The organism is Novosphingobium soli (genome assembly GCF_042432915.1).
Lineage (GTDB): Bacteria > Pseudomonadota > Alphaproteobacteria > Sphingomonadales > Sphingomonadaceae > Novosphingobium > Novosphingobium soli.
In genome coordinates, this window is the sequence record NZ_JBHLWK010000010.1 from 27,685 (window position 1) to 39,278 (window position 11,594).

The 11,594-nt window shown below is 68.3% G+C and carries 10 protein-coding genes; 9 read left to right on the forward strand and 1 reads right to left on the reverse strand.

Annotated features, from left to right (window positions below; translation table 11 throughout):
* The first annotated feature begins 12 nt into the window (after positions 1-12).
* The 9 genes from ACFFJC_RS06715 (at position 13) to ACFFJC_RS06755 (ending at position 11,156) form a co-directional block, all read left to right on the forward strand.
* Entirely contained in the window at positions 13-648 is a 636-nt protein-coding gene (locus tag ACFFJC_RS06715) for an urea amidolyase associated protein UAAP2 (RefSeq protein ID WP_379486726.1), read from the forward strand.
* Positions 645-4,241, forward strand: coding sequence for an urea carboxylase (gene uca, locus ACFFJC_RS06720; protein WP_379486727.1), 3,597 nt, complete (start codon positions 645-647; stop codon positions 4,239-4,241). Before ACFFJC_RS06715 ends, uca begins: the two co-directional genes overlap by 4 nt.
* Entirely contained in the window at positions 4,238-6,013 is a 1,776-nt protein-coding gene (gene atzF / locus ACFFJC_RS06725; protein WP_379486728.1) for an allophanate hydrolase, read from the forward strand. Before uca ends, atzF begins: the two co-directional genes overlap by 4 nt.
* 27 nt (positions 6,014-6,040) lie before the next feature.
* The gene (locus ACFFJC_RS06730) at positions 6,041-6,973 is read left to right on the forward strand and encodes a Vgb family protein (protein WP_379486729.1); all 933 of its coding nucleotides are present in this window, start codon (positions 6,041-6,043) and stop codon (positions 6,971-6,973) included.
* A 122-nt stretch (positions 6,974-7,095) separates the two neighbouring features.
* Positions 7,096-8,034 (forward strand): LysR family transcriptional regulator, encoded by a 939-nt coding sequence (locus ACFFJC_RS06735; RefSeq protein ID WP_379486730.1) that lies wholly within the window; start codon positions 7,096-7,098, stop codon positions 8,032-8,034.
* Positions 8,035-8,328: 294 nt separating this feature from the next.
* On the forward strand, positions 8,329-8,673 hold the full coding sequence (locus ACFFJC_RS06740) for a hypothetical protein (RefSeq protein WP_379486731.1): 345 nt from the start codon (positions 8,329-8,331) through the stop codon (positions 8,671-8,673).
* 110 nt (positions 8,674-8,783) lie between these two features.
* Positions 8,784-9,116 carry a UrcA family protein gene (locus tag ACFFJC_RS06745; protein WP_379486732.1) on the forward strand — a complete coding sequence of 111 codons (333 nt, stop codon included), beginning with the start codon at positions 8,784-8,786 and terminating at the stop codon, positions 9,114-9,116.
* A gap of 391 nt (positions 9,117-9,507) precedes the next feature.
* Positions 9,508-10,488 carry a sterol desaturase family protein gene (locus tag ACFFJC_RS06750; protein ID WP_379486733.1) on the forward strand — a complete coding sequence of 327 codons (981 nt, stop codon included), beginning with the start codon at positions 9,508-9,510 and terminating at the stop codon, positions 10,486-10,488.
* A 47-nt stretch (positions 10,489-10,535) separates the two neighbouring features.
* Complete coding sequence (locus ACFFJC_RS06755; RefSeq protein WP_379486734.1) at positions 10,536-11,156, forward strand: hypothetical protein; 621 nt, start codon at positions 10,536-10,538, stop codon at positions 11,154-11,156.
* Positions 11,157-11,284: 128 nt separating this feature from the next.
* On the opposite strand, the gene ACFFJC_RS06760 is transcribed toward ACFFJC_RS06755, so the two are convergent.
* On the reverse strand, positions 11,285-11,527 hold the full coding sequence (locus tag ACFFJC_RS06760) for a hypothetical protein (RefSeq protein ID WP_379486735.1): 243 nt from the start codon (positions 11,525-11,527) through the stop codon (positions 11,285-11,287).
* Positions 11,528-11,594 lie beyond the last annotated feature (67 nt).

The following is an 11,594-nucleotide window of genomic DNA, read 5'->3' on the forward strand; positions in this document are numbered from 1 at the left end:
GGGCCCAGGCTTATGAGCACCGATCCCCACATGGCCGGCCTTTCCGGCAGCGTGGTCCACGACGTGGTCGTGCCCGCGCGCGCGCCCTGGCTCCATCACGTCGCGGCCGGCCAGACCCTGCGCATCGTCGATCTCGAAGGCAACCAGGCGGTCGATTTCCTCCTCTATTCCGCCGCCGACGACGCCGAACGCTACAGCGCGCAGGACACCGTGGCGGCGCAGGGCAACCTGTTCCTGCGCCAGGGCACGGCGCTGCTCTCCAACGAAGGGCGGCCGATGATGACCATCGCTGCGACCTCGGTGGACTATCACGACACCATCGGCGGCGCCTGCTCCTGCGAATCCAACACGCTGCGCTACGGCCATCACACCAAGGCGGAGCATGCCTGCGTGGAGAACTTCCTGGAGGCGAACCTGACCGAGGGGCGCGGCAAGCGCGACATCGTCTCCAACATCAACTTCTTCATGAACGTGCCGGTGGAGCCGGACGGCGCGCTGGGCATCGTCGACGGCATCTCCGCCCCGGGACTGACCGTGGACCTGCGCGCCGAGATGGACGTGATCGTCGTCGTTTCCAACTGCCCGCAGGTGAACAACCCGTGCAACGGCTTCAATCCCACGCCCGTGCGCATGATCGTCACCGCATGAGCTTCGACACCGTCCTGATCGCCAACCGCGGCGCCATCGCCACCCGCATCATCCGCACCTTGGGGCGGATGGGGCTCAGGTCCGTAGCGGTCTATTCCGAGGCCGACGAAGGCTCGAGCCACGTGACCCTGGCGGACGAGGCCGTCTGCATCGGCGGGGCCAAGGCCTCGGACAGCTACCTCAACATCGCCGCGATCCTCGACGCCGCGCGGCGGACCGGGGCGGGGGCGATCCACCCGGGCTACGGCTTCCTGGCGGAAAACGTCGAGTTCGCCGAGGCCTGCGCCGCGGCCGGCATCGTCTTCATCGGCCCGACCACGCAGAACATCCGCACCTTCGGCCTCAAGCACAGCGCCCGCGCCCTGGCGGCCGCGCACGCGGTGCCGCTGGCGCCCGGCACCGGCCTGCTGACCGGCGTGGACGAGGCGGTGCGCGCGGCGGCGCAGGTCGGCTACCCGGTCATGCTCAAGGCCACGGCCGGCGGCGGCGGCATCGGCATGCGCGTCTGCGAGGACGAGGCGGCACTGCGCGAGGCATTCGACGCGGTGGCGCGCCAGGGCCTCAGCAACTTCGGCGACGCCAGCGTCTTCCTGGAGCGCTACATCCGCCGCGCCCGGCACATCGAGGTGCAGCTGTTCGGCGATGGGCAGGGCCGCGTGCTGGCGCTGGGCGAGCGCGACTGCTCGCTCCAGCGCCGCAACCAGAAGGTGGTCGAGGAAGCGCCCGCGCCCCTGCTGCCGCCCACGGTGCGCGCGGCGCTGATCGCCTCGGCCATCCGCCTGGGCGAGGCGGCGCAGTATCGCTCCGCGGGCACGGTGGAATACCTCTACGACGCCGACCGCGAGGAGTTCTTCTTCCTCGAGATGAACACCCGCCTGCAGGTGGAGCATGGCGTCACCGAAGCGGTGATGGGCATTGACCTCGTCGAATGGATGGTGCGCGGGGCGGCGGGCGACTACGCCTTCCTCGACGACGGCACGCCCGAGCCGCAGGGCCACTCGGTGCAGATGCGTCTCTATGCCGAGGACCCTTCGCTCGATTACCGCCCCACTTCGGGCACGCTGACGTGCCTGGAGTTTCCCGAGGACATCCGGGTCGAGACGTGGTGCACGGCGGGCAGCACCGTCAGCGCCTGGTACGACCCGATGCTCGCCAAGCTGATCGTCCACGCCCCCACCCGCGCCGAAGCGGTGGCGGCGGCGCAGCGCGCGCTCGACGCCAGCCGCGCCGATGGCATGGAGACCAACTTGCGCTGGCTGCGCGAGGTGGTGCGCTCCCCCGCATTCGTCAGCGGCGAGGTCTCGACCCGCGTGCTCGACACGATCGCCTACGCCCCGCGCGCCTTCCGCGTGGTGAGCGGCGGCACGGCCACCACCGTGCAGGACTGGCCCGGGCGGCAGAAGCTCTGGGCGGTGGGCGTGCCGCCTTCGGGGCCAATGGACGACCAGTCGTTCCGCCTCGGCAACCGCCTGCTCGGAAACCCGGAGGGGACCGCCGGTCTCGAGGCCACCGTGACCGGCCCGACCCTGGCATTCGCGGCGCCGGCGCGGGTGTGTCTCATGGGCGCCGACTTCGGTGCCACGCTGGACGGCGTGCCGGTCGAGCGCGGCGTTCCGATCGCGATCGCGACCGGGCAGACGCTGGCACTCGGGCGCGCCTCCAGCGGCGGCCTGCGCGGCTACATCCTGTTCGCGGGCGGGCTGGACATCGCGCCCTACCTGGAAAGCCGCAGCACGTTCGAGCTCGGCCAGTTCGGCGGCCATGCCGCGCGCCGGCTGTTGGCGGGGGACACGGTCCATCTCGGCACCGAGCCGACCGGAGCGCCGCTGCCCGCGCTAACGCTGCCTTACATCGGCGCTGAGTGGACGCTAAGGGTGCTTTACGGGCCCCACGGCGCCCCCGATTTCTTCACCGGCGACGATGTGGAAACCTTCCTCGCCGCCGAGTGGAAGGTCCACTACAACTCCAACCGCACCGGCGTCCGCCTGATCGGCCCCAAGCCCCGCTGGGCCCGCACCAACGGCGGCGAGGCGGGACTTCACCCCTCCAACATCCACGACAACCCCTACGCCATCGGTGCCGTGGACTTCACCGGCGACATGCCGATCATCCTGGGGCCGGACGGTCCCTCGCTCGGCGGGTTCGTCTGCCCCTTCGTGGTGATCGCGGCGGACCGCTGGAAGATCGGCCAGCTGGCGCCCGGCGACAAGCTCCGCTTCGCACCGGTGAGCATCGAGGACGCCGCAGCGGCCGACGCGATGCAGCGCGCCTTCGTGGCCGACGGCGTGTCGCCCATGCCGCTTCCGGAACGCGCCGTCGCGACGCTGTCGCCGGTCCTGGGCGAGATCGCCGAGGGACCGGGGCGCCCGCGTACCGTCTACCGCCAGCAGGGCGACCGCAACATCCTCGTCGAGTACGGGCCCATCGTCCTCGACATCGAACTGCGCATCCGCGTCCATGCCTTGATGACCGAGCTGGAGCGGCAGGCGCTGCCGGGGATCGTCGACATCGTGCCGGGCATCCGCTCGCTGCAGCTCCACTTCGACGGCGTGGCGATGGACCAGAAGGCCGCGCTGGCGGTGCTGGTCGCGGCCGAGGAGCAGCTGGGCGACCTGGAGGATTTCACGATCCCCTCGCGCATCGTCCACCTGCCCCTGAGCTGGCGCGATCCGGCAACGGTGGAGACGATCGAGAAGTACATGGCCACCGTGCGCGACGACGCGCCGTGGTGTCCCGACAACATCGAGTTCATCCGCCGCATCAACGGCATGCCGGACCAGGCCGCGGTGGAGAACCTGATCTTCGAGGCCAACTACCTCGTCATGGGTCTGGGTGACGTCTACCTGGGCGCTCCCGTGGCGACCCCGGTCGATCCGCGCCATCGCCTCGTCACCACGAAGTACAACCCGGCCCGCACCTGGACCCCGCCCAACGTGGTGGGCATCGGCGGCGCCTACATGTGCATCTACGGGATGGAGGGGCCGGGCGGATATCAGCTGTTCGGGCGCACGCTCCAGGTGTGGAACACCTATCGCCAGACCGACGCCTTCATCGAAGGCAAGCCCTGGCTGCTGCGCTTCTTCGACCAGATCCGGTTCTATCCGGTCAGTGCCGAGGAACTGGCGGACTGGCGGCGCGAGTTCCCCGCCGGGCGCCGCTCGATCCGGATCGAGCCTTCCGAGTTCCGGCTGGCCGACTACCGCGCCTTCCTGGCTGACAACGCCGCCGGCATCGCCGCGTTCGAGGCGCGTCGCCAGGCCGCGTTCGACGAGGAGCGGGCCGACTGGCAGCGCCGCGGGGAATTCGACCATGCCGAGGCCGCGGGCGAGATCGAGGTACCCGCCGAGGACGTCGTGGTCCTGCCCGACGGCTCGGACCTGGTCGAAGCGCCCTACGGCGGAAGCGTGACGCGGCTGCTCGTCGCCGCGGGTGACCAGGTGGAGGCAGGCGACAGGATCGCCGTCATAGAGGCCATGAAGATGGAATGTTCGGTGGAGAGCCCCGGCAGGGGCACGGTCGCGGCGCTCTACATGCGCGAGGGCCAGTCATTGCAGCCCGGAGCCCCGATGCTGGCGCTGAGGCGCCCGGCATGACGGCCGCAGGTCCGGAGCGCCTGAGCGCGGGCGCCATCGCCGCCGCCGTCAACGCCGGCGAAACCACTGCCGTCGCCGTGGCGCAGGGCACCTTCGCGCGGGTCGAGGCCTACGCCTCGGTCCAGCCGCAGATCTGGATCAGCCGGGCCACGCGGGAGGAACTCCTCGCGGCCGCCGCCGCCGTCGATGCGCGCGTGGCTGCGGGCGAGGAGCTACCGCTGGCCGGCGTGCCCTTCGCCGTGAAGGACAACATCGACGTCGTCGGGTTCGAGACGACCGCCGCGTGCCCGGCCTTTGCCTACGAGCCCCAGGACGATGCCGGCGTGATCGCGCGGCTGCTGGCTGCCGGTGCGGTGTGCGTGGGCAAGACCAACCTGGACCAGTTCGCCACCGGCCTGAACGGATCGCGCAGCCCTTACGGCATCCCGCGCAATGCCTCCAACCTCGCCTACGTCAGCGGCGGGTCGAGCTCGGGTTCGTCGGTGGCGGTGGCGGCCGGGCTGGTCGCCTTCGCGCTGGGCACCGACACCGCCGGTTCGGGGCGCGTGCCCGCAGCCTTCAACCACCTGGTCGGGTTCAAGCCGACGAAGGGGCGCTGGAGCACGCGCGGCCTCGTCCCCGCCTGCCGCACGATCGACTGCATCACCGTCTTCACCGACAAGACCGCGGACGCGCGGCTGGTGGACAAGGTGATCGCCGGCTTCGACGTGGCGGATCCCTTCTCCAAGCCGCTGGCCGATCGGCCGCTCAGCGTGAAGCGCATCGGCGTACCCCGCCGCGGGCAGCGCGTGTGGTTCGGCGACTGGGAATCGGAATACCTCTACGACCGCGCCCTGGAACGCCTCGCCACGCTGGGCGAGATCGTCGAGATCGACCTCGCGCCGCTCCTCGAAGCCGCGCAGCTGCTTTACGGCGGTCCCTGGGTGGCGGAGCGCACCGCCGCCATGGCCGACATCCTCGCCGCCAATCCGCTCGCGGTCGATCCCACGGTGCGCGCGGTCGTCGAGCCCGGCGCCGCCATGAGCGCGGTCGAGCTGTTCAACGGCATCTACCGCATGGCCGAACTCAAGCGCCACGCGGACCTGATGTGGAAGACGATCGACGTGCTCGCGTTCCCCACCACCGGCACGACGTACCGCGTGGCCGAGATGCTCGCCGCGCCCGTGGCGCTCAACAGCAACCTGGGCCTCTACACCAATTTCGTGAACCTGCTCGACATGGCTGCTATCGCCGTACCGGCTGGAGTCCGCGCCAATGCGACCGGCTTTGGCATCACCCTGATCGGCCCGGCCGACAGCGACGGCGCCCTGATCGACGCGGCGGACGCCTACCTTGCGGTCGCGGACCTGCCGCCGCCACCACCACTCGACCTGGAGGGAAAGATGCAGACCGTAAAGCTTGCCGTCGTCGGCGCCCACCTGAAGGACATGCCACTGCACTGGCAGCTCACCTCGCGCGACGCGGAGTTCGTGGGCGCGTTCGAGACGGCGCCCAGTTACCGGCTCTACGCTATGGCCGACAGCGTCCCGCCCAAGCCGGCGCTGGTGTTCAGCGAGGACGGCGCTCCGATCAAGGTCGAAGTCTACGAGCTGGGCGTGGCCGAGTTCGGCAGCTTCGTGGTGGACGTGCCGCCACCGCTCGCGATCGGCACCGTCACGCTGGCCGATGGCAGCACCGTCAAGGGGTTCGTCGCCGAACCGCGCGCGCTCCAGGGCGCTGAAGACATCACCGGCCTGGGTGGCTGGCGCGCCTACATGATGACCAAGGCCTGATCGCACGCTCAACTCAAGGGGACCACCATGCGCACCTTCGGACTGATGCTTCTGGCGGCAACCGCCGCCATCGCCGCCGCCATCCCCGCCGTCGTCCAGGCGCAGGAGATCATCGAGGTGCCGGGCTTCGCGGATTTCCTGGCGGTGGACGGCGAGACGGTCTGGATCACCAACAAGGGGCGGGTCGAGCAATGGTCGCGCGAGGGCAAGCGCGCGGAGGTCGCGCTGGCCCGTCCCTGCGGCGCCATGGCGATCGCCGCGGGATCGCTGTGGGTCGCGGACTGCCAGGAGCATGCGGTCAAGCGGATCGACGTCAAGACCGCGCGGCTCGTCGCCACCATCCCGACCGGGATCGCCTCGACGGGCGAGCTCAACGTCGTCGCCGGCGACGGCGCGGTCTGGGTGGCCAGCGACAACGACAAGGGCCTTGTGGCGCGCATCGACCCGGCCACCAATGCCGTGGCCGCGTCGGTGCAAGTGGACCCCGGGACGTGGTATCTCACCTATGGCTTCGGCGCGATCTGGGCGGTGAGCGCGCAGGCCCGCTCGCTCCAGCGCATCGACACCGCTACCAATGCCGTCGTCGCGAAGATCCCGCTCGGCACGGAGCCGGGCTTCCTTGCCGCGGGCGAGGGTGCGGTCTGGGTGCAGGAGCAGGGCGATGGCACCGTCGCCCGGATCGACCCCGCGACCAACGCCGTCGCCGGCCGGATCCGGGTGGGCGACAATCTCAAGTGGGGCGACATCGATACCGGCGCAGGCAAGGTCTGGCTGAGGACCACCGACGACCAGGTCTTCGCCGTCATCGACGTCGCGACATCCGCGGTGGAATCGCGCTTCGGCAAGCCCGCGGGCAGCGGGGCGCTGCGCTATACGCCGGCGGGCGTGTGGACGACCGCGCATGACGAACATACGCTGACCTGGTGGCCCCGTTCCGTATTGCAGCCGCCCGCCCGGTAGGCGCAGGCGGGATGGCCCGCTTCCCGCCCGGCGGGAGCGAACCCGCGGCGTGCGAGTCTCTCGATATCGGGCATGACTCTGTTCTATGACGTGCGCCAGGGTGGCTACGAGACAGATCACGCATGAGCGAACGCACGCCGTTGACCGACAGGAAATTCGCCAGCCGGGTGGACTGGAACCTGATGCGCACGTTCGTCGATATCGTGCGGGCCGGGGGCATCGGCGCGGCCGCGCGGCAGCTCAACAAGCAGCAGCCGAGCATCAGCGCCGCGCTCAAGCGGCTGGAGGACCATGTCGGCGCCACGCTGCTGCACCGCTCCGCGAGCGGGGTCGAGATGACCCCGGCCGGCAAGGCGATGATGGCCTTGTGCGAGGACATGCTGGAATCGGCGCGGATGATGCCGCACCAGGTGGCGCAGGCGACCAAGCGCGTCGAGGGCGTGGTCCGCATCCAGATCGTCTCGGCCATCGTCTCGCCCGAGTTCGACGAGGCCATCGCCAGCTTCCATCGGCGCAATCCCGACATCCGGATCGAGATTCGCGTCTCCGCCTGGCGCCAGGTGCTGGACGCGCTGGAAGCGGGCGAGGTTGAGGTCGGCATCGGCTACGACAACAGCGTGCGCGGCAGTCTCGTCTACGAACCGCTGTTCGTGGAGCGGCAGCAACTCTACTGTGCACGCAGCCATCCCCTTTTCGGCTATCGCATCACGCAGCCCAAGGAACTGGCCGGCGAAGCCTTCGTGCTGATGGGCGAGGACGAGATCGAGATCATCACCCACCTGCGCCGCCGGTATCGGCTCGGCACGCGCACGGCCGGGCTGGCGGACGACATGAACGAGGCGCGCCGGCTGATCCTGTGCGGCGTGGGGATTGGCTTCCTGCCCTCGCCGGCGGTGCAGGCGGACGTGGCACGCGGCGCGCTCTGGCCGCTGCTGCACACCGACTTCGAGCCGGCCTACGACATCTTTCTGCTCGCCCGCTCGGAGCCCGAGCGCGACACCGCCACGCAGCTCTTCATCGACGAGGTGTTCCGTCGCATCCGCGCGCAGCCGCGGTCATAAATCCGACCTATGACCGACATCGCGATTTTGCCCCTGCCTGGATGACCGGCGACCGCGCAGTCTCGTCCCACACGGCAGAGGTAGTGGTGATAGATGCGCGTTAGCATGGTGCTCCCCAGAACGCAGACCGGTAGGCCAAGCGCCTTCCCGGCGGCCGGGGAGCGCGCGGGGCTGGCTGGACGCGGTTCACTCTCGCGGAGTGCGATGGTGAAGGCCGGCTCACCTGATTGTCGGCCATGCAAGACCGCTCGGCGTGGCGCCCGGGACAAGGCTCTCGCGCTGGCGGGTGCCGTCGTGGCGCTTTCGCTGGCCTCTCCCGCCATCGCGGCACCCGAGGGCAGCGCACGGCTGGTCTCGTGCGCAGAGGCCGATTGCCTGCTGGTGTCAGGATCGCGCGCGCATGCAGGCGCGGCCGTGCGGATCAACGGGCATCCGGTGCAGCCGCAAGGCGGGCGCACTTGGAAGGTGCTCCTGCCGGTCGATACCGTGCGGGCCTGGTCCCTGCCGGGAGCCCGGAACATCGCCGTCACCACGCTCGATCCGGAGACGAAGGGCGCGGTCACCACTCAGGTCAGGTTGCCGATCGGTATGCTTGGAAGTATTACTGAGCTGGCATCCCTAGTAATACTGCAGAGGTAGTCTATTTACAGGAGCGTTTCTATCACCTGATCCATTGTCAATTCTCCAGGTTGGCGCTATGAGAGCGGTAGTCACCGTAGAGTGAACCTCTATGCGCGTAGGAGATGATGATGAAGATTGGTGTCCTGGCCCTGGCGTCGCTGGCTTTCGCGACCTCGGCCTCCGCAGCCACTGACGAGAACCCGTTTGCACAGGAGCAGACGCTCCTGCAGCTCGACGGGCTTGATCTCGCCACCGCGGAAGGACAGCAGCGCCTTGCCATCCGCATGGACCAGGCCGCTCGCTCGGTGTGCGGTGACAGGGTCGCCAGCCTGCACCTGATGGCCGAGCGCAAGTCGCAGGATTGCCGCGCCGCAGTTCTCGCGGACATCCGCAACCAGATCGAAACCCGCCGCGCCGACGCCTCGGGCGCCGCGGCCGTGAAGTTCGCCCTGGCGCGCTGATCCTTCCACGCGCTGATCCTTTCCCGCGCTGTCCGGCACCCCCGGGGACTTTGCGCGAATCGGAGCGGGGCGGTCCCATGGGGCTGCGCCGCTCCGCTCGCGAAGGCGGTGCAGAAGCTCTGCCGGCAGGCCGAAAATCAATCGCCCTCCCGCATTGCGCCACCGCGTCGTGGTCCTGGATCGCGCCTCCCACGGTCACGCAATCGCGCCTGAGCCGCGGGTGACGGCGGTTCTCTCCTGAAATCCGGTTCCTGGAAGCGCCGCGCTGGCGTGAGCGGCGGCCTGCGCCTGCCCGATTGCGATAACATATAGACGCCGCAAGTCGTCCGTATTACAATGTCATCAATTAGTATTACTGATGCGGGTGACCAAATAATACGAGGGCAGGCGTATGAATGGAGTTCGGGTAGGTAAGCGGATGATCGGCACCCAGGCGCCGGTCACCGTGGGATGGGAGAACATCCCCCGGGTGGAGGGCGGCCCGGTCAAGCAGTTCATTTTCACGTGGTTTCAGCCCGCCGTCCTGTTCGCGGCGATCCTGTTCTGGTACTACGCGCCGAACTCCATCGCCAAGGCCTCGACCGCCATTGGCATCGGCATCGGCTTCAGGGTCCTGCTGCTGACGCTCGAATGGTTCTTTCCCCGTCACGAGAGCTGGCGGCTCACCTGGAAGGAGCTGACCACCGACCTGTTCTTCGTCGGCCTGGGCTACACGGTGCTCCGGATGGTCGATGGCTACATCGGCGACACGGTGATGATCGAGGCCATTCAGAAATGGTTCGACTGGGACAAGTTCACCTGGTTCCTGGCGATGCCGCTCCTGTTGCAGGCCTTCCTGATCTCTTTCATCTTCGACTTCGGGCAGTACTGGATGCATCGCGGAATGCACAACTGGTATCCGCTGTGGTTGCCGCACTCCGTTCATCACTACATCACCCAGTTGAACATCAACAAGGGCGCAGTCGGCAACCCGGTCGAGCTCTTCCTCATCGGCCTCGGCATCGGCGGCTTTTTCGACTTCCTGCCGCGGGCCGCGCTCCTTGCCGGGGCGATCGGGATGGCGATCGGGAGCTACCAGCATATCAACGTGCGCTTCAACTCGCCGCGGTGGTGGCGATTCCTGTTCCACACCACCGAACATCATAGCCTCCATCACTCGCAGGACTTCGAGGCGAGCCGCAGCAACTTCACCAATACGTACATCTTCATCGACCGCATCTTCGGAACCTGCGTCGACGGCGAGGCGGAACTGCTGGGCATGGAGGGCGGCCGCCGCATGTCGATCCGGGAGCAGATGACCTTCCCGTTCACCGAGGGCTGGAAGACGCTCAAGGAGAAGTTCGGTCGTCCGGTCGCGGTGCCGGCCGAATGACGGGATCTCCTTGGGCAATCGCCGCAAGACCTTCGCGGGAAGATCACGTGAACACGCGCTTCATCGACTGGATCTGGAACATCAGGGGGAGCCTGGCGCTGCCGCCCGAGCAATCGAGCAGCGAGGCATTCGAGCGGCTTGCCCCCTTGTTCCGCGAGAGTGGCACGAGCCACGAGCGGACGAACGACACGCTGACCTTCCGCAAGAAGGATCAGGCGGCGCAGGACAAGATGTCGGTCTTCGACGGCGGTGTCCTGCAGGTCGAGCAGGGGGCCACGGGCCCGGTGCTGCGCTACCACCTGACCAGCAAGGCCTTGCTGTTCTGCTTCCTGGCGCCGCTGCTGTTCCTCGCCTTCGGTCAGCTCACCGTCCTGCAGGGCAAGTTCGAGACGCCTTCGAAAGAGGCGGAGGAGAAGGCGGACAAGAAGGACGCCGAATTACCGATGCACTGGATCGACAAGGCTCTCGGCGCGCCTGCACCGGAGAAGCCGAAGGACAAGGACAAGGACAAGGACGCGGCCAAGAAGAAGGACAAGGAGCATTCCCCGACCCCGGCCTACGTGTTCGCAGGGATCTTCGCGACCCTCTACCTCGTCGGACGGGTCCTGGAGGATCGGCTGATCAGGAAGCTGTTCCGCAAGAAGCTGGAGGAAGCGCCCGCCGTGTGAACGGCTCTTGTGAAGGCCTTGGCTCGATGCTGTCGTGCCGATGCCGCCTGACGTTTCCCCGCGGCAAGCTCGAACAGGGAGCCCGCAGCCTCACGTAGAGGCCGCGGGCTTTTTGCCGGCCGTGCTTGTCAGGTCGGATAGGCCGCCGGCTTAAAGGTGACGGGGCGCAGGCCCTCCAGATCCTCCTCCGGAACGTGGCCGTGGGGATCGGGGCGGAAGTGGGGATCTGCGCGCGTGCTGCCATCGCGCGGCGCGTCGCCTGCGAGGTCCGTCGGCGCATGGCCGACGTTCGCCGATGGGGAGGCGGAGCGTGCGAGGAGCTTCTTGCCGACGAACGTGGCAAGGCCCAGCAAGACGAGCTTACGGATCATTCGAGTTCCTATCGTGATCGGTGGGATGACAGGATAGCCCTTCATTGACGCACCGGTTCCCGGCGGC